Below are 25294 nucleotides of genomic sequence, written 5' to 3' on the forward strand. Positions count from 1 at the left end.
TCTGGGGCGGGGTCCCCGCTTCGCGCCCTATGCCGAGCGTGTGGCCTGCCGTGGCTTTTGCGGCGTGTCGCCTCGGCAAGCCCCACGCTCGGCAGAGGCGCACCGGCGCCCAGCGTTTTGGTCGTCTGGCATTCGGGTATCCGCAGTACATGAATGAATCACCTACCCCGGTCGGCGCCATGGTGCCGGGTCTGGTGACCATCGCCGTCAGCTTCGTGGCCCTGGTTGCCGGTGCCGTCGCGATGGTGGCCGGATATCTGACGTTCGGCGCAGTGGCGATGATCGTCTCCTTGGCCGCTGCGACGTTCGGTGCCGTGTGGTTGCTGTCGGGCATGTTGCTCAACGAGCACCACCGCCATCTGCACCATGGCTGAGTTCCCGCGCGGGACAGCGCGGGTAGAAGAACAGGGGAACAGCTCGATGTCGGATGAGGTGGCCCGGTTTGTCGGCGCGACCGTTTACGACCTCGCGGGAGACAAGATCGGCAAGATTCATCGCGTGTACGTCGATCGGCGTACCGGGCACCCGAAATGGGCGTCTGTTCGCAGCGGGTGGTTCGGTAGCTCAGAGTCGTTCGTGCCGTTGGGCGGCGCACGAGGCGGTGACGGATCGGTTCGGGTTGCCGTCGCCAAGAACATCGTCGGGAACGCCCCGCCGGTAGCCGACGGCGATCGCATCACCGCGCCGGAGGTGGCCACGCTGCTCCGGCATTACGGGATGCCTGCGGAGCACGCGACCGGACTCGAATCGGCGCCGCAGCAGTCGTCGGCGCCGGGGAAGCACCTCCGGGAAGCCGCGGTCGCGGCAGCCGGAATCGGGGGCACTGCCGCCAACACGTCCGCACGCACGGCCGAGCCGCAGACTCCAGGTCAGTGACTGTCGGTGCTACCTAGCCGCGTTGCGCGGCAGACTCGGCGGGTCCGAGATGCAGGATCGGAAACAGCCGCCCGTCGCCGTCGGTCTCCGAACGGCTCAGGGTGACGAAGCCGTGGCGGTGGTAGAAACCGACGGCTTGCGGGTTCTGTTCGTTCACATCGACCAGCAGGCCCGGGTTCTTGGCCATCGCGTCGGCCAGCAGAACCGATCCCGCGCCCCGGCCACGATGCTGGTGGTCGATGAACAACATCTCGAGGTTCCCGCCGGCGACGCCCGAGAACCCGACGGGCACGCCGTCGGAGTCCGCCACTGTCACGTCGACCATCTTCAAGTAGTCCTCGGCGAGCCGGCGTTCGTAGAAGTCGATGTCGTCGGCGGTCAGGAAGTCGTGCGTCGCTTCCACTGCACTACGCCAGATGCGCACCAGTGCAGGCCATTCGGCGGGGCCGTGGCACGCGCGGAGCGCGAAGCTTTGAGTTGCGGTCACGCTCTGAAGAATAATGAGGGCTTCGGTGGCCTCACCAAACCAGCGCGTGGTCGGGGTCCTGGTCGTCCGAGGCCCCCGGAGCGGGATTCAGCAGGTGGCCCCAATACTTCTGCGCGACGCGAACCGCGTCGGGGCGCGAGCTACCCGCCAGCCGCAGGGAATGGCCGCCCGACAGCTCGACCAATGCCTCGGCCAGTACATAGGGCGACATGTCGAAGTCATGGGCGACCGCGATCAATTCCACGGCGGCGTCTTGCCAACGTCGTCGTTGCAGTCCGACGAGGACACCGACGGCGAGGGCGAGCACACGGCGTTGAGCTTTGGTGCCCGAGGCAGGCAAGGCCCCGGTGCCGTACAGCCCCGGCGCACCGCCGAGCAAATCACCGTCGTACTCCGGTGGTCCACCACCGACCATGATCGACATGGCGAATGAGTACCCGTGCGCACCTGCGGCGAAACGCTCAGCTATCGGTGCGGTGGAAGCGGTCGGGGTGCCCGGCCGCGCCCGGCAGGCTGCTCTACCCGGCGCGGTCGGACAGGCTATTTCTTCGACTTCGGTGACGGTCCGGACTTCACGGACCCGGATTTGGTCGGCGCGGCCTTCGGCCCTGCCTTCGTCGTAGGCGCCTTGGCTGTCGAGTCCTGCGTTGTGGTCGACGCCGTCGTCGGTGCCGTCGTGGCAGTGGTGGCCGGCATGCCGGCCAGCGTCATCACAGTTGCCTGGGCCATCGACAATGTCTGTGCGGCAGCGGTTTTGGTGGTCGCGGCGGCATCAGTCGCAGTGCTGGTGACGGCGCTGGTGACCGGAGCCAACGTCCTCGGCGGGTCTGCGGGCGCGGTCTGCGGATGGGTCGCGGTCCATTGAGCGATGACGTTCGCGGCGGGCTTGGGCGTCCAATTCGTTTGGAACACACCGAGAGTGTCCTGGTCGCTGGTGCTTCCGGTGTTGCGATCGCGGGTGGTGTAGATGAACATCGGCCCGGTGTAGTTGAAGCTGCTCCACGAATTCAGGAAGTTGGAGATGAACCCCGCCTGTGTGGTGTTGTCGACGACCGAGGTCGGTTCCCCGTATTCGGTGGCCCAGATCTGCTTGCTGCCATCGCCGGCCGCGACCATCTCCTGATGGATCGTCGCGAGCTGGTTGATGGGCGCCAGCGGTCCATACGGGGTGCCGTTTCCGAACGGAACTTGGTATTGGTACGGATGGAACGACAGCGCGTCGAAATAGCCTTGGGCTCCGTTGTCGTACATGCGCTGGATGTACGAGGCCGCGTTGATGGCCAGGCCCGGGGTGTCGGTGACCCAACCGACCACGCCCCCGATCACCGTGGCGTTCGGATCAGCGGCCTTGATCGCCGGATACGCCGCCTGCAGCAACTTCGTGTACGCAGCGGGATCGGGTGAGGGATACCAGAACGTCGCGGCGTTGGGTTCGTTCCACACCTCGTAGGCGGACACCTTGCCGGCGTAGCGCTGGGCGACCGCACTGGCGAACGCCGCGTACTGGGCGTCGGAGGCCGGTGGCGTCGCCACGGCTGGATCGCCGGCCGGCACCGCCCAGGCCGGGGTCGAATTGAGCACGCCGAGAATGCCCATGTTGCGGTCGGCTGCGGCGTTCACCAGGGCGTCGACGGTGCTCCAGTTCCAATAGCCCTGTACCGGTTCGACGTTGTTCCACGGGATCAGGATTCGGACGTTCTGAACACCCAGCGACTGCATTTCGTCGAGCGTCTTGTCGATGTCGGCGGTGGACATGCCGATGATGTCCGAATCGGCGAATCCGATTGTCGTGTTGGAATCGCTGATCGCGGCGGACAGCGAATAAGGCACCGGTTCGGGGCCGGTGCCCATGCTCGTCACGAGCAGACCTGCAACCCCGACAGGCAGTGCCGCCGAGATTGCCAGTGTCACACCGGTCTTGATCACCGACCGCCTGAGTTGACCCTTCTTTTGTCTATGCCGCATCGGATTACCCCTTGTCACAATCCAATTCGCATCCGGCTACCCCAACCGGATGTCAAAGACAGAGGTAGAGTTCCCCGCCTCGTGGATGGGCAAACCATGCTGACTTCAAAATGCTTGGTGCGCTTGGACGTAGGCTGGGCCGATGCGGTCCATCGGCTATACGTCAGCGTTCGTCCTGCTCTCGGCCTCGGCCCTGCTCACCGCCGGGTGTGGTTGGAGCCCGAAAGGCCCGGACTCCGCCCCACAGGCCGACAAGTGCACGCCCGCCGACGGACCGGCCCAGAACGTCGTGACCGCATCGATCTTCGCGCTGCCGGCACCGCCGTCGGGCAAGTGGACCCAGATGAGCAGCGGCCACACCGCGAATTGTGCGTTGTACTGGGTGCAGGTCGGCCAGAACAACTCGACGCCGGACAGCCCGCAGCAGGTCGTGTTCTTCAACAAGAACACGATGATCGGCACGCCGACACCCAACGCGCGGCCGTACATCACGGTGACCGCGAGCGCGCCGGACAGCGTGACGGTTCAGTACCAGTGGGAGCAGGCCAAGGATCAGCCGGGAATGCCGACGGGCATCGGTAGCACGCGATTCACCGTCGACGGTGGTGCGCTCAAGGCACTGGATCCGATCCCCGGACCGAAGTAGCCGGCGTCCACCGTTGACCCTGCGGCTGCGGCGGGAAAGTCCGAGTAGCGGTCGCCCTCAGCGCGGAATCAACACCTGAGGTCAGTACGTGGCGAGCATGCCGCGCATGATCTCGACGGCAGCGGCCAGCGTTTCCCGATCGGAGCTGTCGAGCGCGTCCAGAACCGGGTCGATGGCGCTGCCGCGGTCGGCGCGCACCTGGGCCAGGGTGGCGATGCCCTGCGGGGTGATGCTGATGAGCACGGCGCGGGCGTCGTGGGGGTCGACGGTGCGGGACACCAGTCCGGCGTCTTCGAGCCGACGGACCTGGGTCGTCATCGTCGGTTGTGAACAGTGGTCGAGCCCGGCGAGATCGGAGATCCGGGCGCGGCCCTCGGCTTCGATGGTGGAGAGCAGCCGGGCCTGGGCGAACGGCAACGGGAGCCGGACGCGCTGGTTGGCCAAGCGGTTGATGCGTGCAACGACGGCGAGGAGATCCGAGCCGAGGGTCGTGTCTGTCGCCGGTGCAATTGCCATGTTCAACATGGTTTCATAGATTCTCTATGTAGTCGAACTACCGTCGCGAGTGGTAACGGTCACATCAGCGTCGAGTTTACTCGTCTACGCAGCTGGCAGAATTGTGCAATGACTGTTGCCGGCATCCGAGACAAAGCCGGTCCCCTCAATCCGGGCGAGTACGCCCAGGCCGCCGTGATGGCGGCGCTGAGTGCGGCCACCGCCATCATTGCCGTCGTCGTACCGTTCGCCGCGGGCCTCGGCATGCTGGGCACGGTCCCGATGGGACTGCTCGCTTACCGCTACCGACTCCGGGTGCTGGTGGCCGCGACCGTCGCCGGCGGCACCATCGCGTTCCTCATCGCCGGCATGGGCGGCCTGATGACGGTGGTGTTCTGCGCCTACATCGGCGGCCTGACGGGCATCGTCAAGCGCACGGGCCGCGGAATCGGGACGGTCCTGTGGGCGTCGGTGGTCGCGGGAGCTGCGTTCGGCGCGTACGTCATCGGTGTCCTGCTGCTGGTGGGACGGCTGCGGGAGCTGATCTTCGCGTCGATGACCTCGAACATCAACGGCATCGCCAACATCGTCGGGGCGATGCCCGGCGGGGAGCCTGCTGCCGAGGATCTGCGCACGAGTTTCGCCGCGTTCCTGCACTACTGGCCGGTGCCGGTGATGCTCTCGATGATCATGCACATCCTGTTCGTCACCCTGCTGGGTTGGTGGGCGCTGTCGCGAGTCTTGAAGCGACTGTTCGGCATTCCCGATGTGCACAAGCTCGACACCGCCGAATCCGCCGGACCGGTGGCACCGGTCCCGGCACGCCTGCGCGATGTTCGATTCCGGTACCCAGGTACCAATCGTGATGCGCTCGGACCAGTGAGCATGGACATCAACGCGGGCGAGCACGTCGCCGTCACCGGTGCCAACGGGTCGGGCAAGACCACGCTGATGCTCATGCTCGCGGGCCGTGCACCAACCGCAGGCAGCATCGACCGACCGGGTGCGGTCGGCCTCGGCCAGGCCGGGGGCACCGCGGTGGTCATGCAGCACCCGGAAAGTCAGGTGCTCGGCACCCGCGTCGCCGACGACGTGGTCTGGGGCCTGCCGTCGGGCACGACCATCGACGTCGAACGGCTACTGGGTGAGGTCGGTTTGAGCGGCATGGCCGACCGGGACACCGGCGGGCTGTCCGGCGGCGAGCTGCAGCGTCTGGCCGTCGCGGCCGCACTGGCCCGCGAGCCGGCGCTGCTGATCGCCGACGAGGTCACCAGCATGGTCGACCAGGAGGGCCGCGATGTGCTGCTCTCGGTGCTGTCGGATCTGACACGGCACCACCGAACCTCGCTGGTGCACATCACGCATTACAACGATGAAGCCGACTCCGCTGACCGGGTGGTCCGGCTGGACGGCGCCAGCGACAACATCGAGATGGTCGCGACCGCACCGGTGCCGATCGTGTCGACGGGCATCGAACCCGACGGCCCGGCGGTGCTCGAGGTCAGCGGAGTCGGCCACCAGTACGGCAGCGGAACGCCCTGGGAATCAACGGCGTTGCGGGATATCAGCTTCACCGTCCACGAGGGCGAGGGCGTGCTGATCCACGGGCTCAACGGCTCCGGCAAGTCCACGCTGGCCTGGATTCTGGCCGGACTCACCGTGCCGACCACCGGCAGCTGTCTGCTCGACGGCAAGCCCGTGTCCGATCAGGTTGGCGCCGTGGCGATTTCGTTCCAGGCGGCGCGGCTGCAATTGATGCGGTCCCGCGTTGGCGCCGAAATCGCGTCGGCTGCGGGATTTTCGAAGCGCGACACCGCCCGGATCACCGAGGCACTCGCGATGGTCGGCCTGGACCCCGAGCTGGCCGACCGGCGTATCGATCAGCTCAGTGGCGGCCAGATGCGCCGAGTGGTGTTGGCCGGGTTGCTGTCTCGTCGTCCCCGGGCCCTGATCCTGGACGAGCCGCTGGCCGGGCTGGACGCCGCGAGCCAGCGTGGCCTGGTCACGTTGCTCGCCGAGCTTCGTCGGACCACCGGGCTGACGGTCGTCGTCATCTCGCACGACTTCGCCGGACTCGACGAGCTCTGTCCGCGCATCCTGCGGCTGCACCGCGGCGAACTCGCTGAAGCGCCCATCACCGCGGGAGGACGATCATGACCGCCCCAGCCGCCCAGCGCCGGTCGATGGTGCTGCTGCGTCCCATACCGGGCACGTCGCCGGTGCACGAACTGTGGGCCGGCACCAAACTCATTGTGGTGGCGCTGATCGGCGCCGTCCTGACGATCTACCCCGGGTGGATACCGATCGGCCTGGTCGCGCTGCTGGTGATGCTGACGGTGTGGCTGGCGCGCATCCCGCGCGGCGTGCTGCCGTCGGTGCCGCGCCTGGTGTGGGTGCTGCTGTTGCTCGGCGGTGGGACGGCGGCCCTGGCCGGGGGCGAGCCGTTCATCGACATCGCGTCGGTGCACCTGGGACTGGGTGGCTTGCTGAAGTTCCTGCAGATCACCGCGTTGTCCATCGTGCTGCTGGGTCTGGGCGGCCTGGTCTCCTGGACCACCAACGTCGCCGAAATCGCTCCGGCGGTGGCCACTTTGGGCCGTCCGCTGAAATGGCTGCGGATCCCCGTCGACGAGTGGGCCGTCACGTTGGCCTTGGCGCTGCGGGCGTTCCCGATGCTGATCGACGAATATCGCGTGCTGTTCGCGGCGCGTCGGTTGCGTCCCCGTGCGCAGCCGGAGACCCGCCGCGAGCGCAGCCGGCAGCGTCGCGTCGAGATCGTCGACCTGCTGGCGGCCGCGGTGACAGTGGCGCTGCGCCGCGGCGACGAGATGGGCGACGCCATCACCGCGCGTGGTGGAGTGGGCCAGATCGTCGCGAGTCCGGCACGGCCCGGACTGTCCGATGCGGTGGCGCTGCTGATGGTGGTCGCGATGTGTGCGCTGTCGGTGTACGTCGAGGTGTGGACCCCGCTGGCCACCAGCAAGCTTTAGCGTTCGGCTGCGGCGTTGGCCGCCTTCTGCGCGTCGGCCAAGGTCGATGCGACCGGGGCGCGGCCCAGGAACATCTCGTCGAAAAGCGGTCTGATGGCCAGGAATCCGGCCGGGAAGCCCGCGCCGCCGGGGGCCGGGATGCGCGGGCCGTTCAGGACTTGAAAAAAGGGCAGAACGTCAATCCCGCGCTGCGCCCAGTAGTCGAAGTAGACCCGTTGGGCCGCCAGCACGGCGGGCACGGCGGCGCCGCTCGTGCCAAGGAATGCGTTCCCGTCGGCGCTGCCCATCCAGGCCAGCACCGCACGCACCGCGTCGGGGTGACGGGTGGCCGAATTGGCCGCGGCGGCAATCCCGTTGGTGACGCTGACGCGGCCGGCCGGTCCGCTGGGCAGCATCGCCACACCCCAGCGGAAGGGCGCCTGATCGGCGATGGCGGCCAGGTTGTAGGTGCCCGACTGGAACAGCGCCATGCGGCCCTGCAGGAATTGGTTGCGGGAGAAGTCGCCGTTGCCGTTGGTGTCGGCGGCCGACGGGGAGACGTGGTCGGTGTTGATTAGGTTGACCAGATACTCGAATGCCTGTCGTGCACCGGGGTTGTCGAAGGCGAAGCGGTCCCCGTCGCTGAAAGTGCCACCGGCCGAGCCGATGTAGTTGAGGTAGATCCCCTGCAGATCGTTGGCCGCGTTGTAGCCCCACTGCCGTATCTGCCCGGCGTCGAATCCCGGTGCCCCGGCCTGGTTTCCGTGCCGGTCCAGGGTGAGACGGGCCAGCAGCGGACGCAGGGTGTCATCGGCGTCGGGGGACCAGTGCAGCGCGTCCAGCTCGGCCGGATCGATTCCGGCGGTCGCCAGCAGGTCGGCGTTGTAGTACACCGCGATGCCGCCGTCGGTCAGCTGCGGCACCGCCCACACCTTGTTGCCGCGGGTGAACTGCTGCGTCACCGAGGCATCCCACGCGCCGGCGGCGCCGGGGCTCAACAGCTGTCCGATGTCCAGTAGCCGGCCGGCGTCGGCGTAGCCGGCCAGGTACGCGTTGGACAGCCAGAAGATGTCGTCGGCACCACCGCCCGCGACATCGGTGCGCAGCGAATCGAAGTACGACGCATAGGCGACGACGTCGACCCGGACCTCGATGTCCGGGTGCCGGCGCGTGAACTCGGCGAATGACGACCGGTACGCGGCAGCGACCTGCGCGTCCCACAGCCGCACGGTGACAACGGTTTTCCCGGTGTCCGGCGTCCGGCCCATGAGCACGGCGGCCACCAGCAGCACCGCCATGGCGGCAGCCAGGGCGGTCACGAACCGGGTCGAGAACTTCATTTCAAGCCGGTGACGACGATGGAGCGCACGATGTGCCGGCCCAGCACACTGAACAGCAGGATGAGCGGCACGATCGCAACGGTCGTCGCGGCGAGCACCACGGTCCACTGCGCGTCGAACTGCGACTGCAGCCCGGCAGTGGCGACGGTCAGTACCCGCCACGAGGAGCCGCTGGTGATCACCAGCGGCCACATGAAGCTGTTCCATTGCGAGACAACGGTGATCAGCCCCAGCGTCACGAGAATCGACCGGCTGGCCGGTAGCACCACGTGCACGATGACATCGAGCGTGCCGGCGCCGTCGATGCGGGCTGCGCGGATCAGGTCGGCCGGGATGGACCGGAAGTACTCGCGCAGTAGGAAAATCGCATAGGGCGAGCCGAACACGAACGGCAGCACCAACGCCCAGAACGTATTGCGCAGCCCTGCTTCGGCCATCATCAGATACAGCGGCACGACGGTGACCGTTGCCGGCACCATCAGCGTCGCCAGGTACAGCCAGAACAGGGTGTCCCGGCCCGGGAATTCGAGCCGGGCGAAGGCGTAGGCGGCGGTCACGGAAAAGGCCAACTGGCCCAACAGGATCACCGCGGTCATCAGGGTGGTCACCAGCGCGGCTCGGCCGAAGCCGGCGTCGCTCAGGGCCGTGTAGTTGTCCAACGTCGGCGGGTTCGGCAGCGACAGCGGCGACTCGGTGTTGAACTGCCGGGCCGAGGTGAACGAGGTCAGCAGACCCAGGCCGAACGGCACCAGGGTGATCGCGGCGCCGGCCACCAGGACCAGGTAGATCAGCGCGTTACGTGAGGTCATAGCTGACCCGTCGACGGAAGTAGATGTGCTGCACCAACGTGATGCCGAGCAGCAGGACGAACAGGATCAACGCCATCACCGCGGCGCGGCCCACCGCCGCCGAGCCGAACGCCTCGGCGTAGATGCGGTGCGCGATGAGATTGGTGCGGCCGTCCGGTCCGCCGCCGGTCAGCGCGTACACGGTGTCGAAAACCTGTGCCGCACTCACAATTCCCGTCACCAGGACAAAGAACAGCGTTGGCCGCAGCATCGGCAGGGTGATACGACGGAATCGTTGCCACGCCGTCGCCCCGTCGATCCGGGCCGCGTCGTGAACATCATTGGGGATAGCCAGGATTCCCGCGAGGAAGAACAGCGTCACGTAGCCGACGTTGGTCCATACGGTCACCGCCGAAACCAGCGGCAGCGCCAGCGTCGGGTCCGTCAGCCATTCGATGCGATGCCCGAGCACTGTGCTGACCGCGCCATCGGTGGGGCTGAGAATCCAGCGCCACAACACCGCGATCGCCAGCGGCGAGCAGATCCACGGCAGGACATAGAGCGTGCGGAAGAACCCGGTGCCCGGCAACCCGCGGGCCAGCAGCATGGCCGCCGCCAGACCCAGCACTGTTTGAACGGGCACGACCAGCGCGATGAAGCCGAAGGTCACTGCCATCGAGCGGCCGAACGTCGGATCGGTCAGCACGGCCTGCCAGTTGTCGAGCCCGACAAATCGGATGGGTCCCAAGAGGTCCCACCGCTGCAGGCTCAGCCAGCCGACCACCAGCATGGGCAGCAGTAGAAACATGACCACGCCGAACAGGCTGGGGGCGAGCAGCGCGTACCCGGTCAGGGTGTCCCGGAACCTGCGGCGTGCCACCGGATCATTAAAGCCGGTCCTGCCATTACGGTGTAGCCGTGACTGCGCTGCGACGGGTTGACGCCGACTTCCTGGCCCTGCCGCGCCATTTGCTGGCCGAGGCCGCGGTGTCGGCCGCGCTGGCTGCTGGTGCGAGCTACGCCGACCTCCGGGTTCACCGGATCACCACCGAACACATCCAGCTGCGCGACGGCGAGCTGGAGACCTCGGTGGTGACCCGCGAGATCGGGCTCGCCGTGCGGGTGATTGTGGACGGCACCTGGGGTTTCGCCTCACATGCTGAGCTGAAACCTGAGGTCGCGGCCGAGACCGCGCGCCGCGCGGTGCAGGTCGCGGTGGCGTTGGCGCCGCTGAACGCCGAACGCATCGAGTTGGCGCCGGAACCGGTGTACGCCGATGTGTCGTGGGTGTCGCCGTATGGTGTCGACCCGTTCGAGGTGACCGCGGCCGACAAGATCGCGCTGCTGGGTGAGTACTCGGGCCGGTTGCTCGCGGCCGACGGAGTGGACCACGTGTCGGCGGGGCTGCAGGCAGTCAAGGAGCAGGTGTTCTACGCCGATGTGTTCGGCTCGTCGATCACCCAGCAGCGGGTGCGGGTGCAGCCGATGCTCGAGGCCGTCGCCGTAGACAGCGCCGCCGGATCGTTCGAGAGCATGCGCACCCTGGCGCCGCCGACCGCCCGCGGCTGGGAAGCCGTCGCCGGTGACGAGGTGTGGGACTGGACAACCGAATTGGCCGAGCTGCCGACGCTGTTGGCCGAGAAGGTCAAGGCGCCGAGTGTGACCGCTGGTCCGACCGACCTGGTGATCGACCCGACGAACCTGTGGCTGACCATCCACGAATCCATCGGCCACGCCACCGAATACGACCGCGCCATCGGTTATGAAGCGGCCTACGCCGGTACCTCGTTCGCCACCCCGGACAAGCTGGGCACCATGCAGTACGGGTCGCCGATCATGAACGTCACCGCCGACCGCACCGTCGAACACGGGCTCGCCACCATCGGATTCGACGACGAAGGCGTCCGCGCGCAGAGTTGGGACCTGGTGCGCGACGGCGTCTTCGTCGGCTACCAGCTGGACCGGGTGTTCGCGCCGAAACTGGGGGTGGCCCGGTCCAACGGCTGCTCCTACGCGGACTCGCCACATCACGTGCCCATCCAGCGGATGGCCAACGTATCGTTGCAGGCCGGGCCCGACGATCTGAGCACCGACGACCTGATCGGCCGCGTCGAGAACGGCATCTACATCGTCGGCGACAAGTCGTGGTCAATTGACATGCAGCGGTACAACTTCCAGTTCACCGGGCAGCGGTTCTTCAAGATTCGCGACGGCAAGCTGGACGGGCAGGTGCGCGACGTCGCCTACCAGGCCACCACCACCGACTTCTGGGGTTCGATGGAAGCCGTTGGCGGAGAATCGACCTGGCGCCTTGGCGGGGCGTTCAACTGTGGCAAGGCGCAACCCGGCCAGGTGGCCGCCGTCAGCCACGGCTGCCCGTCCGCCCTGTTCCGGGGAATCAATGTGCTCAACACGCGAACTGAATCGGGGCGTTGATGATCAGTGCACCGCAGGTTGTCGACCTGGTGCTGGCCGAGGCCGCCCGCCGGGGTCGAGCCGACGAGACCATCGTCCTGGTGACCGACCGATCCACCGCGTCGCTGCGCTGGGCCCGCAACACCATGACCACCAACGGCGAGTCGGTGAGCCGGGATACCACCGTCATTTCGATTGTCCGGCAAGGGGATAAGTCCCGGGTCGGCGCGGTGAAGTCCAGCGAAGTCGATCCGGCGACCATCGCCGGTCTGGTGGCGGCGTCGCAGGATGCCGCACAGGCGGCGCCGGAGGCCCGCGACAGCGCGCCGGCGCTGGCCGGCCAGGAGGTGTCGGACGACTGGGAGGCGCCGTCGCCGCTGACCGGTGCCTCGGTGTTCGGGAACGTGGGTGCGCGTCTCGTCGACGGCTTCCACCGCAGCGACGCGCTGTACGGGTTCGCCCGGCATGAGCTCGACACCACCTATCTGGCTACCTCGGGCGGTATCCGGCGGCGCTTCACGCAGCCGACCGGCTCGGTCGAGGTCAACGCCAAACGTGGCGGAGCCAGCGCCTGGGCCGGGGTCAGCACCGCCGATTTCGTCGATGTGCCAATCGATTCCATGCTCGACGACCTGTGCCTGCGGCTGGGTTGGGCAACGAAGACCGTGGAGTTGCCGGCCGGCCGGTACGAGACGCTGATGCCGCCGTCGACCGTCGCGGACATGATGATCTACCTCGGCTGGAGCATGGACGGCCGCGGCGCCCAGGAAGGGCGCACCGCGCTGTCGGCGCCGGGCGGCACCCGGGTGGGGGAGAAGCTCACCGATCTCGGGCTGACGCTGTACTCGGATCCTGTTGCGCCCGGACTGGAATGCCTGCCGTTCGTGGCGGCGTCGAGTTCGTCGGAGCGGGTATCGGTGTTCGACAACGGCCTGGACATCGGCCGCGTCGACTGGATTCGCGACGGCGTCGTGAACGCACTGGCCTATCCACGCTCTGCCGCAGCGGAATTCGACGCGCCGGTGGCAGTGCCCGCCGACAACCTGCTCATGACCGGCGGCACCGTGAGCCTGGCCGAGATGATCGGCAGCACTGAGCGCGGCCTGCTGCTGACCACGCTGTGGTACATGCGGGAGGTCGACCCGACGGTCCTGCTGCTGACGGGCCTGACGCGCGACGGCGTCTACCTCATCGAGGACGGCGAGGTGACGGGCGCGGTCAACAATTTCCGGTTCAACGAGAGCCCGCTGGACCTGCTGCGCCGCGCCACCGAGGCCGGCGTCAGCGAGACGACGCTGCCCCGCGAATGGGGCGACTGGGCCACCCGCGCCCAGATGCCGTCGCTGCGGATTCCGGACTTCCACATGTCGTCGGTCAGTCAGGCGCAATAACTTTCAGCGCCGCGGCGACGTCCTCGTCACTGGTCGCCCAGGAGCAGACGAACCGAACAATTGGTCGCAGCGGATCCGGAGCATGGACGGCGAACTGTTCCCGGACGCGCGCCGTGGTTGGGGCGTCCAGAATGACGAACACTTCGTTGGTCTCGGTCGGTGCGGCCAGTTGCAGCCCCGCCTCCGTCATCCCGGCGCTCAAGGTCGCGGCCATCCGGTTGGCGTGGGCCGCGCTGTGCAACCAGAGGTCGTCGCGCAGCATCGCCTCGAACTGGGCTGAGATGAAGCGGTGCTTGCTGGCCAGGTGACCGATCTGCTTCTGGACGAACCGAATTCCGGGGAACTGTTCGGGCCGACGAACCAGCACGGCGTCGCCGAACAGCATGCCGTTCTTGGTGCCGCCGACGGTGACGATGTCGGCGTCCCCGATGGCGTCGCGCGGATGGACGTCCAGCGCGGCAATGGCATTGGCGATGCGCGAGCCGTCCACGTGGACCAGCAGGTCGTGCCGGTGGGCGTAGTCGATGAAGTCCGCTAGTGCGGCGGGTGACCAGACGCGGCCGTTCTCGGTCGACTGGGTGATGGTGACGATGCGCGGCTGAGAGTGGTGCACCGGCCCGCGGCGGGCGATGTGCCGATCGAGTTCCCGCGGCGCGATCAGCCCGTCATCACTGGGCAGGGGAGTCAGCTGTGCGCCGGACAGTCGCACGGGTCCGCCGGCTTCGTCGAGCAACGAGTGCGCGATGTCGCTGCACAGAATCTCCTGCCACGGCTGTACCGCGGAGGCCAGCGCGATGACGTTGGCCGCGGTACCCGTCAGCGCGAACAGCACGTAGGCGTCGGGGGCCTCGAAGGCTGCTCTGAGGGCCTGCGCTGCACGTTCCGTGCTGGGGTCGGTGCCGTACGAGCTCACCGAGCCTTGGTTGGCGTCGATGATGGCCTCGATCACCCGGGGGTGTGCGCCAGCAGCGTTGTCGGAGGCGAATGCGGCCGAGACGGTCGAACCCATGCGTCGATGGTCTCATCACGGCAATAATCCAGAGCGTGGAGGATCTACTGACGGCCCTGATCGCATTGTCGCCACCCGCTGATCGCCGGCTCAATGCGGTGATGCGGCAGACGTGTGCCGAGACCTTGGGCCTGGCGGCGTTGCCCTATGAAGAGGTGTTCGGGCCGGTGTCTGACGCCGAGCCGCTGGTGGCCGATTTCGCCGAGCAGTTCAGCACCGATGTGTCCGTGGTTTCTGTGGCCCAGCGAGGACAGCTCACTGCAGCGCTGGGCACCAATAGTTTTCGCATCGTGGCGCTGATGTTCATTGCCGATTTCGTGCCGCGGGTGCGGGCCGGATTCGCCGCTTTGGGGTTGCCGCCGGTAGCCGACCCCGACGGCTGGGACCACGCCACCGATCCGGTGGACCTGCTGCTGAACCGGTTCGCCAGCTCGGTCGGGGCGCGACGCGAGCTCGATCCGGTGATGACCGAGGTGGTGCGGCTGCGCGGAGCGGCCGCCCACAACTGCCGGCTGTGTAAGTCGCTGCGCGAGGGCACCGCGCTGGACGCCGGCGGCAACGAGTCCCTGTACTCCGAGATCGAACTGTACGAATCGTCGACGCTGCTCGACGAGCGGCAGAAGGCGGCGCTGCGCTATGTCGACGCCCTGGTCTGGACGCCGTCGCGGATTCCGGCCGAGGTGGCCGCCGACGTGCGGGCGCACTTCTCCGACGCCGAGGCCACCGAGATCACGCTCGACGTCATGCGCAACGCCATCAACAAGGTCGCCGTGGCGCTGGGCGGCGACGCACCCCGGGTCGCCGAAGGCACCGAGCGGTATCTGCTGGGAGCTGACGGTCAGCCGGTGTTCTCCTGAGGCAGTGCCTCTAGACCGCTGACCGCTTTCGCGGTGCACGCCGGGGCGCGGGGAGGTGCGCGGCGACGAGTTCGCTGATGTGCTGCGAGACCAAGTCCAACGGGGTCGTCGACTGCGCGGCGCGTGCCATCACCACTGCGCCTTCCATCGCGGCGACAATCGTGGTTGACAGCGATTGCGCGACTTGGGGTTTGATGCCCTCGCCGGTAAGTCGCGCGGCGATCAGTTGGACCCAGTCCTCAAAAACCTCGGCAGCGGCGTCGGCCGCCTCGGGTGCTTCGTCCCGGCTCGTCGCTGCCGCGACGATCGCGCAGCCGCCCTCGAAATTCGTCTCGATGAGATGCTCGGCCCAAATCTTGGCGAAGGCGGCGACCGGATCAGGCTCCGACATGTTGTCGCGCAATATCGCCGCCAACTCATCGCCCGCCGAACGCGTTGCGGCAGCGATAAGTTCGGCCTTGCCGCCCGGAAAGTTGACGTAGATCGAGCGTCGGGTGATGCCGCTGGTGTCGACGATTCCGGCGATGCCCGTCCCTGCGACGCCATGGCACCGCATCAGCGACGCTGTCGCCGCGATGAGACGTTCGCGTACCCGCACGCCTTGAAATATACCATTCGGTGTACTAGCGTCGCGGTCGGTATACCGATCGATATACTGCGACCGCGTGCCCGATGATTTCGCTTGCCTCCGAACATCTGATGGCCGACGAGAGGACCAGTCCGTGACCGCGTTGCACGACCCGTTGACCCTGCCTTGCGGTCTGGTGCTGCCGAACCGAATCATGAAGGCCGCCTTGAGCGAAGCGCTCGGCACCAAGCGCAACGCGCCCGATGAGCGTCTCGAACGGCTGTACACCGCGTGGGGCAGTGGCGGCTACGGCTTGATCGTCACCGGCAACGTGATGGTCGACCGCACGCAGCTGGGCGAACCGGGCAACGTCGTCATCGAGGACGAGCGCGACCTCGACGCGCTGTCGCGCTGGGCCAAGACGACCAAGGACGCCGGTGTCCCCATCTTCGTGCAGATCAATCACCCTGGGCGTCAATCCAATCCGCTCGCACTCGGACATGTTCCCGTTGCGCCCAGTGCGGTTCCGCTCAACTTTCCCGGCGCGTCAACCCCACGCGAGCTGACCTCCGGCGAGATCGAGGACATCATCGACCGCTTCGCGACGACCGCTGCGGTCTGCGAGACAGCAGGTTTCGACGGCGTCGAGATTCACGGCGCGCATGGCTATCTCGTCGCACAGTTCCTGTCGCCGTTGTCGAATCAGCGCGACGATGAGTGGGGTGGTGACCCCCAGCGGCGGATGCGCTTCCTGGTCGAGATCATCCGCCGCATCCGCAGCCGGGTCTCGCCCAGTTTTGCCGTTGCGCTCAAACTCAATTCAGCGGACTTCCAGCGTGGCGGATTCAGCGAAGACGAATCCCGCGGCGTGCTGGCGGCGGTCGCCTCGGAAGGGCTGGACCTCATCGAGATCAGTGGCGGGAGCTACGAACAACCCGCCATGATGGGCGCCGCCGCGGAGAGCACTCGGGCCCGCGAGGCCTACTTCCTCGAGTACGCCCGCACTGTGCGCGAGTTGATCGGTGATGTGCCGCTGGCCGTTACCGGTGGATTCCGGTCGCGCTCCGCGATGCACGATGCCGTCTCCAACGGCGAATGCGACGTCATCGGTCTCGGACGGCCCACCGCGACCACCACCGACGCTGCCCAACAAATCCTGGCTGGTCACACGGAAGCTCTTACCTCGCACACCATTCGGTACGGCATGCCGCCCGTGGTCGGGCGAGTCGTCGATCTCAAGTCGATGGACGGGCTGCTCGATCTCAGCTGGCACACCGATCAACTACACCGCCTCGGTGCCGGTCTGCAGCCTGACGTCAAGCGTGGCCGTATCGCGACGACCGTGGCGATGGTGCGACGTAACGGGCGCGCGTCCTTCGGGCGCAAACGCGGAGCCTGAGGGACGGTCTCGCGGTGACGCTGTTCGCGCGTCAGCCCTTGAAGTAGACGATCTGATGGGTGCTGGCCAGCAGCGCACCGTCGCGGGTCCACACGTGGGCGCTCTGGTCGAAGTAGCCGTCCGAGAAGCGGTTTGCGTGGGCGCTGCCCAAGACGTAGTCACCGCCGATGTTCTCGAGCTCGTGTCCGTTGGCGTGGAAGTACGTGGTCAGCGAGATGGTGCCGGCCGGGAAGAAGCCGCCGCGCCGCAGGAAAACTCGCGGATAGAAGATGTCGGACATCGCAGCGAGGGCGGCGAAGTCGAGGCCACGTTGGTTCGCGTCCCGCACCCATAGCGTCGTCCTCGACGACTCGCTGGGCTGGGCATCCTCTGCCGGAAAAGGGTTTTCGACGAAGCGCATGTCGTACTGGCTGACCCACGGCAGGGGCGGGCCGCTGATGGCGAGTCCCTCGGGTCCCGGCACGCTCGGCATCCGGGACTCGTCGTCCGACCACGTGTCGCGACGGACACCGAAGACCATGGTCGCCGTGGTCTTGATGTCGCCGTCTTGGCTGAGTTCGGCGATCCAGTGCTGGTTGGTCCGGTTGGTGCGGGCGGGCTTCAGTGCGATGTCGAACTCGCCGTCGGCGATGGGCGCCGCGTAGTTGACGGTGAGGGCCAGCGGTTCACCGATGCGATCGGGCCGTAGCTCGACCGCATGCAACAGTGTCGCGGCGGTGACGCCGCCGAACGGGCCGACCATGTTCGCCCAGTCCGGGTGGGTGCTGCCGCGCATGCGCGTGTCATCGACGGGCTGCAGGTCCAGGGCTTGGTCGAACGAGTGAGAACTGGTCACGCTCAACATGATGCCTGGCGTCGGTCGCGTGCCCGCCGTCAGTGGGTGGCAGCGCGGCTGGACACCTTGCCGGCGGCGTCGGCGCGGAAGAGCGCGTCGTTGTAGTGGCAGCCCGCCGGAATCCATCCGAAGGTCTTCTCTTCGGCGAACTTGTAGTACAGGACCCTGCGCCCGGCATCCGGCGCGGTCGGCGGGGGAGTGCTGTGCATGATGTCGCCGTAATGCAGTGTGAGATCGCCGGGTTCGGTGTCGAGCTTGACGACGGGGAGGTCGCCCTCGTGCCCCCACTGGAGCCAGTGTTTGGTGTAGCGGTGCGACCCGGCCAGCACCATCAACTGGCCGTTGGCCGCGTTGGCCTGATCGAGCTGGATGCCCGCCTGGATGAGCGGACACATGACGGGGTGTCCGCCGATGCCGTCATCGACGTGCCAGCCCAGATCGCCGTCACCTTTGACGACATCGGAGTTCTTGATGAAAACCATTGGGCCGTCGAGCCGGTCGTCGCAGACCCGGAGGTCGGCGCCCGCCAGCCGGGCGTACGCGGTGGTTCGCGGTTCCGTACACAGCGCTTGCAGGACGTCGGAGTAGCGGCCCAGATAGTTGATGCGCGTGACGATTTCGGATCCGCTGGAGTTCAGCGACCACCACGAGAACGGGTCGCCCGGCGTACTCATGGCTCGGACTTTCTCGACTTCCGCGCCCCAGGCGGCGATTTCGTCAGGGCTGTAGACGCCGCGGATGTGCAGGTAGCCGGCGACGTTGAAGAAGTGGCGCAGGTCTTCGATGTCGTCCTCGGCGGTGAAGGTTTGGTTCAGATCGAGCGGCCGGCCGTCCCGGTCGATAAGCGTGTCCCGCACCGCGGCGGTGTAGATCGGGGTACCGCTCAGCAGGGTCTGGATGGCGGGCTCCCAGCGCTGCCAGTCCGGCAGCGTGCCGCGAATCATGCGCGCCCGGCCGGTGCGGACGGCGCCGGACGCTGACAGCAGTCGGTGCAGGAACGCCGAGAACGTGGTCTCGTCGAGCTCGACCAGGGTGGCGGCGTTGGTGTCGCCTGCGCTGGTTTCCACTCCGGTTGGCGTCGCGCGCCAGGTGAACGCCGTGCCGTCCGGGAGTTGGAACGCGAGCGGTGGGACACCGGCGAGGTCGTCGACGACGAGGGCGCCGTGTCGGGCGCTGAGAGCGGGTAGATCGCGGGTGTGGAACGCGCCGAACGAATGCTGCGGAAACGACGCTGCGATGGCATCGACCCACGGCAGCCCGGTGCCCAACTCGTCGGTCGCCATGCCGTCCCTTCCCTCTGACGTCGATTATCAGCCCATGGAGCGTCGGCCCGCGGCGACATGCGACCATGGTGGCCGCGATCTTCGCGATGGGGCGGTAGCTCAGTTGGTTAGAGCCGGGGACTCATAATCCCTTGGTCGCGGGTTCGAGCCCCGCCCGCCCTACCAGGTCAGCGTGTGTTTTAGGTTTTCCTTCCTGCACACACCGCTGTACACACATCGACATAATTTTGAACCTGTGTACACCAGGCATGACGAACGTGTACACCTCACCGAGTGAGTCGAACGAGGCACGACACGTCGTTCCCGTCGCCCCTCACTGCATACGAAGTCTTGGCAACCCGCCCGAGAACTGGCCCAGAAGAACGGGTTGCGGAAGTCGCCGCGCGTGCACGACTTACGGCACACCTGCGCGTCCTGGATGATCCAGGCTGGCGTGCCGCTGCCGGTGATTCAGCAGCAGCTCGGCCACGAATCCATCAAGACAACCGTCGATCGGTACGGGCACCTCGACCGACGCAACGCCCAAGCCGCAGCTATGGCACTCGACGCCGCCATCGGTACGCAGACACGGAAGGCGATCACCGGCTAACGAAGGACGCCGGGTCAGCGATGGCGACAGTCGGAGGTATGTCGCCAGTCCGGATACCGGTTATGGGCGACTGATAAACCCACCCGCTATGACCACACTGGTCTGTGACAATCTCGCCCGTGGCCACGCCAACCAGGGATCCGTCAGGATTTTTGGCGAATGACCACTTCATCGCCATGACATCTGCGCCCGGTCCCTTGCGGCACTGCGCAGGCGGCTGTGGAGACAGTGTGGGCATCGTCCACTGTCCGTCTATTAGCTCGAGAAGCATCGCCTGTCCGGTGTTCTGCTGTGGGTTGTCGGGCGACACCTGGGCTGCCACCACTGCGCACTTAGTGGTTGTGCACGCTGATTTCAGCGCCCAGACCTCTACCCGATCGGCGGCCGGGTTAGTTGTCGACCGGCCGTTGATCGTCTGATGAGTGTTGTCAATCGCGAATCGGTAAAGACCATCCAGCTCCCCAAGGTGCATGCTCGCGTCTGGGGTTACCGCATTGACTGGGGTTGGCTCTGGCAGGTGCACCGCTGGTGGTGTATCGCTGACGCGAGCCATTGTCATAGGAAGGTCGCTCACGCTTCCACGGAAGCCGCATTCGTTCGTCATGGCGTAGCCGATTTGAGAGCCGCGCAGTTCGTTCTCGCTGACAGGCTCGATGGACCAATAGCTGCTGTATGTATGGCTGCCGGGGCCAACGCGTCCGCCCGCTAGCAGACATTCGTTCTGTGGTACCTGATCCTCGTACGAATCGGATCGCCAGCGCGCGTCCACGTACTGCAGGTTGACAATCTCAGTCGGCGTGCGCGCCACGTCGTGATTGTTCCGGTCTAACGGCGTTGCGCTGGCTAGGCACACGTTTCCGTCGCACTGCGATCGGAATGCCCAGTAGGTGTCGGCGCCCTGTGGCCCTGACGATGCGGTCCCGTTGGTCCGTTGCTTCGCGGCGTCGTAGGTGATGCGGTAGACCCCATCGAGTGGCGGCGGTTTCGGCGCACTTGGGATTGCCGGAGGGGCGATCGACACACTGGGTGCACTCCCTGTGCTCGACGATCGATTACCCATTGCGTATCCGGCATAGGCGGCGACCGCGACGACGACCACTAGGCTCGCAACAACCGCCACGGCAGTGATGCGCCCCGGGGTTAGTAGCGGTGTCCGTACTGGCATGGGGTCGGTGAGCGACCATGCGTAACTAGACTCGGACTCGGCGCTGGCGAGCTGAGTCGGTCCGGCCTGCGTCGGCGCATTGTGGTCGACTGACTCAGCATCCCCCGGGTTGCTGGACATGACGGTGATCCTAATTGTCGCCAGGGTCACCGACTGGCGGTTTCCTGAATTGTTGGGCTGAACGTTTGGGGCCGGTTGTTCAGTGGGTGATCTGGGCACTAGCAACCTGCATAACGGTTACATAACGACTGTGGAAACGCTGGCAATATATCTGACTGGTACGTAAATTACCGGGCAGGCCGGGGAAGCCTTCATAACGCCGAAACCTGTAGGAACACAATGGATTCCGCACGCCCTAATGCCGCCATCCGATACCTTCACTGAACGCGGTACGGATGGACCCTCCAGACCTTGAACAGCTACGAAACGACGTGGCGCTCCGCTTCGAGCAACACCCACACATGCAGTGGTCCGCAGCATTCCTACGCGTCCTCCGAGACGTCTTCGACTTGGAGTTTGGGCCGCCCCACCTCGACGGCCGCCCCGAGCCTGGCGGACGCAGACTCACCCTCGTCCGCTAACTCGTCAGGGTTCTTCTCGCCTTCGTCTTCCTCCGGCGATGCATCCGATTGCGATGTGCTTTCCAGGCCATCTTGACCTCCTTCTGTAGTAGTGCGTGCCTGGCGGCGCTGGGCCGCCAGGGTGGCTCGGGTGAACATCTCTTCGATTAGCGGCTTTGCCGGCGTACCCGCGTTGAGTCCGAGAAGAACGTCGGCGATCACGTCGGCCGCGACGATCACCACTCTGTCCGCCTTGTCCTGACGCTGTAGGTCGCCGTCTGGCGATTCGGCGAGGGCGACGATTCGCTGCCAAAGTAGTCGTGTCGCATGGACGATGGTGGGCTCCCCGTCAATGACCGGCAGGGTCGGCGACTGAGGCTGTTCCTCGTTGGCTTCTATTCGGGGGACGCCATAGATGACTTGTTGCCCAAGAAGTTCGTCGGCCGACGGAAGCCCTAGCGACGAGAGAATTTTGCCCAGTGACGCGTCCCTGACACTCTCGGCATCCTCCACCCGCTTCCAGGTGATCGAGTTGATCTTGGCGCTGCGCGCGGCCGGCTCCTTGTCAAGGTTTCGCGTAATCCGCGCACTCTTAACAACCTCGGCGATCCGTCGCCGCTCTTCTTCCGTGTAGGCCATGGCCAGAAGCATGCCAGTCACACCTAGGAACATCTAGGGACGCCTAGTCACTTACGTCGTTGTGATTATCGAACACCCATCATCTTCACGCGATGTGATTCCGCAGCTCAGGATAGAAATATGTAGAAGTGGCTAGTTCATGCTTGACATGGTGACTAGAAGTGACTAGCTTTGCCGACATGCCCAAATCTCCCCAAAGATCGGCGCCTAGCTCGGTCGAGATCAACGGATTTGCCGCTCGGGTGATCCGCGAACGTACGGGAATCAAGGTGGCCGACTCGGCTGCCGCGCTTGGTTGCGACCGCTCTTACATCACCAAGATTGAGAACGGCACCTCGAAGCGCGTGAGTGTTGAGTTCTATCGCAAGCTGCTTGACCACCTTGCGATTGAAGATCACCGCACGCTTCTCGCTCGCCCAGTAATCACGGAATCTGTGGTGGCCTAGTGTCCGCCGAACTCGCCCTTGCTGACGGCGACTTGACGGTCGAGTTTGACGGCGCCGGCGAATGTGACGATCTCACCGCCGATGAAGCCGAAGTAGTAACCAGTCGCATCCGCCGTTGGGTGAATGACTTTCCCGTCGATGACGTGGTGCTCGCATTCCGAGGTCGTGTATGGATCGCACTGGCGTACGGCTCGTGGGCCGAGTGGTGCGAATGCGAACTCGGCGGGCTGAGACTGCCGGCGCCGAAGCGCCGGATGGTTGTGGCCGAGCTGACCGGAGCTGGCATGTCCGGCGAGGCTATCGCCGACGCGCTCGATGTCAGTAACGCAACTGTGTCGCGTGATCGAACTCTTACAAATGTAAGGGTTGATCCCGACCGTAAGACGCTTGGTCAAGATGGCCGCGAACGCTGCCTTCCGCAACCGAAACCGGATGCGCTACAGCCTGAGTCGGTTATCGACGCCGAGATTGTCTGCCGGAATTGCGACGGATACGGGTGCGAAACCTGCTTCCCCGAAGAGCAAATTGATCAAGCGCCGCAACGGAAGTCGCCGGAGAAGCCGATCACCAAGTCTTTTGACTCCGCGGCTTACGAGCTGAAGCGCGCAGTCAAAAGGGTCGTCAGCCTGAGCGAGAACGACCGATTCAAAAAGAACAAGGACCAGATCGCCGACGTCAATCTGAGCGACCTGATCCGAGTCCGCGACGCCATCGATGGCGTCATTCAACAATTAGAAGGGTAACACCGCAATGACCGTTCACCGCATCGGCGATCGCAGCCCCGAGAAGCCTACGCAGTCGATCATCTACGTCGATCCCGCGATGGCCCGCCGCGTCCTCGCGAAGAACACCCGCAACCGCCCCCTGTCAGAGCTGCACGTCCAGCGCCTCATGGCCGAGATGCGCGCGGGTCGGTGGCAGTACAACGGCGAGGCGGTCAAGTGGTCAATCGATGACGTTCTCCTCGATGGTCAACACCGCCTCACCGCAGTCTCTCGGATGGCTGACGACTTTCCAGCCATTCCCTTCCTGGTAGTACGCGGGCTGCCGACCAAGGCGCAGGACACCATGGACCAGGGCCGCAAACGCTCTGCCAGCGACCAGCTTTCACTGGACGGAATCATCAACGGCGGCTCCTCGAAGGTGATCGCCGGCGCGATTCGCGTCTACATCGAATGGTCAGCAGGGCACCTGTTCACCGATCGCGTAGCCAACAAGGTCAGCAATCCACACGTCATCGAGTGGGCCGAGAACCATCCCACGGAAGTCGCCCTGATGGAGCAGATTTGCGTGGACCGAATCCGGCGCGTGAAGTGCCGGCCCAGCCTGACGCTCGCGGTGCTGTTCCAACTCCACCTGATCGATGGAGAGGCTGCGCGGGATTTTACCCGGGGACTGACTACTGGCGTTGGCCTGGACGCCGGCAATCCGATCCTGACCCTTCGCGAGCGACTTGTGCGCATCCGTGAACAGAAGGTCAACACCTCAGATCGCGACTACATCGCGTTCTTCATCGTTGCATGGAATGCGTGGCGAGAAGGTCGCAAGCTCAGCAAGTTTCAGCGCCCAGCCGGTGGCACGTGGACTCGCGATACCTTCCCCGAGGCGGTCTAGCCAATGTCCGACACCTTCGCGCACTACTCCGAACCGGTCAACGTCGTCAGCGATGGCAGCCGCCAGGTCGACGTGTCTCTTGGGTCGATCTCGGGGCTCGAGCTCGCATATCTCGGGGTTGGCGCAGACAGCTCCCGGGTCGACACCGTCCTGACATTGCCGGAACTCCGCGAGTTGACAAGGTCGCTGCAATCAATTGACCCCGATCGCCAACTGCATAGCGGCGGCTACTACCTGTACCGCGTCGTCATCACCAAGTACCCGGATGGTGCGCTCTTCTATTACGACGACGATGGCGAGACGTTCGGAGACGTCGACCCAGACTGGGAGCCCGAGGGTTGGGACCCGGACGAAGAGTGGGTTGCGCAGTATGGACGAAATTTCTTCTGGCCCAGCACTAAACGCGAGTACAGGTCCGAGAAGTCGGCTAAGTCGCGCGCCAAGTTGATTGAGCACTTTGGGGCAACGGCGGAGGTCATTCGTTCGAGCTTGATCACCTGGCCAGCGCTGGAATCAGAGGAGAAGGCAGCGTGATGATCAGGGGCCTCTACGACCGAGACGCTGCGGCCGAGTACCTGTCAACCAGTCCGCGCCATGTTGATGATCTGCGTCGTGGCGGGAAGTTGATCTCGGTGTTTGAGGGCGGGAAGAACAAGTTCCGACGCGAGGACCTGGACCGCTACATCGACAGCCTCGAGCGGAAGTCAGCATGAACGGCTCTGTGGTGCCGTGGATTCGGCGTCTGGCCCTTCCTGAGCGCGGGCCGTCGGTGTTCTTCGATGCGAATGCGCAGGCGGATCAGTGGGTTGCTGATCGTGAGCGTCTTGTCCATGAGTTGGCGGTGAAGGACGAGGAGATCGCTGAGTTGAAGTGTCGTGTCGAGGAATTGGAAGCCGAGGCGATGGAAGCGGCCGGGAATTATCGGCGGCCGGTTGCCCAGTCGATTGTGCGGGGAGTT

General features: G+C 65.6%; 28 protein-coding genes, 1 tRNA gene and 1 pseudogene. 17 read left to right on the forward strand and 13 right to left on the reverse strand.

All coding sequences use genetic code 11. The annotated features are described in order from the left end of the window. Positions 1–149 precede the first annotated feature (149 nt). Positions 150–374, forward strand: a complete 225-nt coding sequence (locus A7G45_RS22930) for a hypothetical protein (RefSeq protein WP_260940431.1) — start codon at positions 150–152, stop codon at positions 372–374. Continuing rightward, positions 367–876: a PRC-barrel domain-containing protein gene (locus tag A7G45_RS22935; protein WP_260940432.1), complete on the forward strand. Its 510-nt coding sequence runs from the start codon at positions 367–369 to the stop codon at positions 874–876. Before A7G45_RS22930 ends, A7G45_RS22935 begins: the two co-directional genes overlap by 8 nt. A 13-nt stretch (positions 877–889) precedes the next feature. Here A7G45_RS22935 and A7G45_RS22940 read toward each other — a convergent pair whose 3' ends face one another. The 3 genes from A7G45_RS22940 to A7G45_RS22950 form a co-directional block, all read right to left on the reverse strand. Next, positions 890–1363 carry a GNAT family N-acetyltransferase gene (locus A7G45_RS22940; RefSeq protein WP_260940433.1) on the reverse strand — a complete coding sequence of 158 codons (474 nt, stop codon included), beginning with the start codon at positions 1361–1363 and terminating at the stop codon, positions 890–892. 31 nt (positions 1364–1394) lie between these two features. Beyond that, positions 1395–1787: a hypothetical protein gene (locus A7G45_RS22945; protein ID WP_260940435.1), complete on the reverse strand. Its 393-nt coding sequence runs from the start codon at positions 1785–1787 to the stop codon at positions 1395–1397. Positions 1788–1903: 116 nt separating this feature from the next. Continuing rightward, positions 1904–3328, reverse strand: coding sequence for a cellulase family glycosylhydrolase (locus A7G45_RS22950; RefSeq protein WP_260940437.1), 1425 nt, complete (start codon positions 3326–3328; stop codon positions 1904–1906). A 142-nt stretch (positions 3329–3470) separates the two neighbouring features. On the opposite strand from A7G45_RS22950, the gene A7G45_RS22955 reads away from it, so the two are divergent. Beyond that, entirely contained in the window at positions 3471–3974 is a 504-nt protein-coding gene (locus A7G45_RS22955) for an LppP/LprE family lipoprotein (RefSeq protein WP_260940439.1), read from the forward strand. A gap of 81 nt (positions 3975–4055) precedes the next feature. Here the strand turns inward: A7G45_RS22955 and A7G45_RS22960 are convergent, their stop codons facing one another. Next, complete coding sequence (locus tag A7G45_RS22960; protein WP_260940441.1) at positions 4056–4499, reverse strand: MarR family winged helix-turn-helix transcriptional regulator; 444 nt, start codon at positions 4497–4499, stop codon at positions 4056–4058. A 99-nt stretch (positions 4500–4598) separates the two neighbouring features. Here A7G45_RS22960 and A7G45_RS22965 point away from each other — a divergent pair, with 99 nt between their 5' ends. Further along, positions 4599–6626 carry an ATP-binding cassette domain-containing protein gene (locus A7G45_RS22965; RefSeq protein WP_260940443.1) on the forward strand — a complete coding sequence of 676 codons (2028 nt, stop codon included), beginning with the start codon at positions 4599–4601 and terminating at the stop codon, positions 6624–6626. Next, on the forward strand, positions 6623–7459 hold the full coding sequence (locus tag A7G45_RS22970; RefSeq protein WP_260940445.1) for a CbiQ family ECF transporter T component: 837 nt from the start codon (positions 6623–6625) through the stop codon (positions 7457–7459). The genes A7G45_RS22965 and A7G45_RS22970 overlap by 4 nt, the downstream gene beginning before the upstream one ends. On the opposite strand, the gene A7G45_RS22975 is transcribed toward A7G45_RS22970, so the two are convergent. The 3 genes from A7G45_RS22975 to A7G45_RS22985 are packed head-to-tail and all read right to left on the reverse strand — an operon-like array spanning position 7456 to position 10446. Further along, positions 7456–8778, reverse strand: a complete 1323-nt coding sequence (locus A7G45_RS22975; RefSeq protein ID WP_260940447.1) for an ABC transporter substrate-binding protein — start codon at positions 8776–8778, stop codon at positions 7456–7458. The two genes, A7G45_RS22970 and A7G45_RS22975, sit on opposite strands and share 4 nt — an antisense overlap. Continuing rightward, complete coding sequence (locus A7G45_RS22980) at positions 8775–9587, reverse strand: carbohydrate ABC transporter permease (protein ID WP_260940448.1); 813 nt, start codon at positions 9585–9587, stop codon at positions 8775–8777. The genes A7G45_RS22975 and A7G45_RS22980 overlap by 4 nt, the downstream gene beginning before the upstream one ends. Continuing rightward, positions 9574–10446 carry a carbohydrate ABC transporter permease gene (locus tag A7G45_RS22985; protein WP_260940450.1) on the reverse strand — a complete coding sequence of 291 codons (873 nt, stop codon included), beginning with the start codon at positions 10444–10446 and terminating at the stop codon, positions 9574–9576. The genes A7G45_RS22980 and A7G45_RS22985 overlap by 14 nt, the downstream gene beginning before the upstream one ends. A gap of 38 nt (positions 10447–10484) precedes the next feature. Between A7G45_RS22985 and A7G45_RS22990 the strand changes: the two genes are divergently transcribed. After that, complete coding sequence (locus A7G45_RS22990) at positions 10485–12002, forward strand: TldD/PmbA family protein (protein WP_260940452.1); 1518 nt, start codon at positions 10485–10487, stop codon at positions 12000–12002. After that, the gene (locus A7G45_RS22995; RefSeq protein WP_260940454.1) at positions 12002–13372 is read left to right on the forward strand and encodes a metallopeptidase TldD-related protein; all 1371 of its coding nucleotides are present in this window, start codon (positions 12002–12004) and stop codon (positions 13370–13372) included. The genes A7G45_RS22990 and A7G45_RS22995 overlap by 1 nt, the downstream gene beginning before the upstream one ends. Here the strand turns inward: A7G45_RS22995 and A7G45_RS23000 are convergent. After that, positions 13356–14381, reverse strand: a complete 1026-nt coding sequence (locus A7G45_RS23000; RefSeq protein WP_260940456.1) for a threonine aldolase family protein — start codon at positions 14379–14381, stop codon at positions 13356–13358. The genes A7G45_RS22995 and A7G45_RS23000 overlap by 17 nt on opposite strands. Positions 14382–14395: 14 nt before the next feature. Between A7G45_RS23000 and A7G45_RS23005 the strand changes: the two genes are divergently transcribed. After that, positions 14396–15238, forward strand: a complete 843-nt coding sequence (locus A7G45_RS23005; RefSeq protein ID WP_377042184.1) for a carboxymuconolactone decarboxylase family protein — start codon at positions 14396–14398, stop codon at positions 15236–15238. Positions 15239–15248: 10 nt separating this feature from the next. Here the strand turns inward: A7G45_RS23005 and A7G45_RS23010 are convergent, their stop codons facing one another. Continuing rightward, positions 15249–15836, reverse strand: coding sequence for a TetR/AcrR family transcriptional regulator (locus A7G45_RS23010; RefSeq protein ID WP_260940461.1), 588 nt, complete (start codon positions 15834–15836; stop codon positions 15249–15251). Positions 15837–15960: 124 nt separating this feature from the next. Between A7G45_RS23010 and A7G45_RS23015 the strand changes: the two genes are divergently transcribed. Then, entirely contained in the window at positions 15961–17205 is a 1245-nt protein-coding gene (locus A7G45_RS23015) for an NADH:flavin oxidoreductase/NADH oxidase family protein (RefSeq protein ID WP_260940462.1), read from the forward strand. A gap of 31 nt (positions 17206–17236) precedes the next feature. Here A7G45_RS23015 and A7G45_RS23020 read toward each other — a convergent pair whose 3' ends face one another. Together A7G45_RS23020 and A7G45_RS23025 are read right to left on the reverse strand one after the other, a co-directional pair. After that, complete coding sequence (locus A7G45_RS23020) at positions 17237–18040, reverse strand: acyl-CoA thioesterase (protein ID WP_260940463.1); 804 nt, start codon at positions 18038–18040, stop codon at positions 17237–17239. Positions 18041–18078: 38 nt separating this feature from the next. Next, positions 18079–19323, reverse strand: coding sequence for a phytanoyl-CoA dioxygenase family protein (locus A7G45_RS23025; protein ID WP_260940464.1), 1245 nt, complete (start codon positions 19321–19323; stop codon positions 18079–18081). Between the two features lie 88 nt (positions 19324–19411). On the opposite strand from A7G45_RS23025, the gene A7G45_RS23030 reads away from it, so the two are divergent. Then, positions 19412–19488 (forward strand) — tRNA-Ile (locus A7G45_RS23030). Positions 19489–19636: 148 nt separating this feature from the next. Further along, positions 19637–19912, forward strand: a pseudogene (locus tag A7G45_RS23035) (tyrosine-type recombinase/integrase); the annotation flags it as partial. On the opposite strand, the gene A7G45_RS23040 reads toward A7G45_RS23035, so the two are convergent. Then, positions 19902–21197, reverse strand: coding sequence for an Rv2253/PknI dimerization domain-containing protein (locus A7G45_RS23040; protein ID WP_260940469.1), 1296 nt, complete (start codon positions 21195–21197; stop codon positions 19902–19904). The pseudogene A7G45_RS23035 and the gene A7G45_RS23040 sit on opposite strands and share 11 nt — an antisense overlap. A gap of 362 nt (positions 21198–21559) precedes the next feature. Continuing rightward, positions 21560–22288, reverse strand: a complete 729-nt coding sequence (locus A7G45_RS23045) for a hypothetical protein (protein ID WP_260940471.1) — start codon at positions 22286–22288, stop codon at positions 21560–21562. 149 nt (positions 22289–22437) lie between these two features. Here A7G45_RS23045 and A7G45_RS23050 point away from each other — a divergent pair, with 149 nt between their 5' ends. From A7G45_RS23050 to A7G45_RS23075, 6 genes are all read left to right on the forward strand, one after another. After that, the gene (locus A7G45_RS23050) at positions 22438–22722 is read left to right on the forward strand and encodes a helix-turn-helix domain-containing protein (protein ID WP_226518945.1); all 285 of its coding nucleotides are present in this window, start codon (positions 22438–22440) and stop codon (positions 22720–22722) included. Next, a complete protein-coding gene (locus tag A7G45_RS23055) occupies positions 22722–23465 on the forward strand; it encodes a hypothetical protein (RefSeq protein ID WP_260940475.1) in 744 nt (247 codons plus the stop codon). The genes A7G45_RS23050 and A7G45_RS23055 overlap by 1 nt, the downstream gene beginning before the upstream one ends. A gap of 7 nt (positions 23466–23472) precedes the next feature. Then, positions 23473–24336 (forward strand): hypothetical protein, encoded by an 864-nt coding sequence (locus tag A7G45_RS23060; RefSeq protein ID WP_260940477.1) that lies wholly within the window; start codon positions 23473–23475, stop codon positions 24334–24336. A gap of 3 nt (positions 24337–24339) precedes the next feature. Beyond that, a complete protein-coding gene (locus A7G45_RS23065) occupies positions 24340–24870 on the forward strand; it encodes a hypothetical protein (protein WP_260940479.1) in 531 nt (176 codons plus the stop codon). Beyond that, entirely contained in the window at positions 24870–25049 is a 180-nt protein-coding gene (locus tag A7G45_RS23070) for a helix-turn-helix domain-containing protein (protein WP_260940496.1), read from the forward strand. Before A7G45_RS23065 ends, A7G45_RS23070 begins: the two co-directional genes overlap by 1 nt. Continuing rightward, on the forward strand, positions 25046–25294 hold a 249-nt coding region (locus A7G45_RS23075), incomplete at its 3' end, for a hypothetical protein (RefSeq protein ID WP_260940480.1). The genes A7G45_RS23070 and A7G45_RS23075, both read left to right, overlap by 4 nt.

It is taken from the genome of Mycolicibacterium llatzerense (assembly GCF_025331195.1).
In the GTDB taxonomy this organism is placed as follows: domain Bacteria; phylum Actinomycetota; class Actinomycetes; order Mycobacteriales; family Mycobacteriaceae; genus Mycobacterium; species Mycobacterium llatzerense.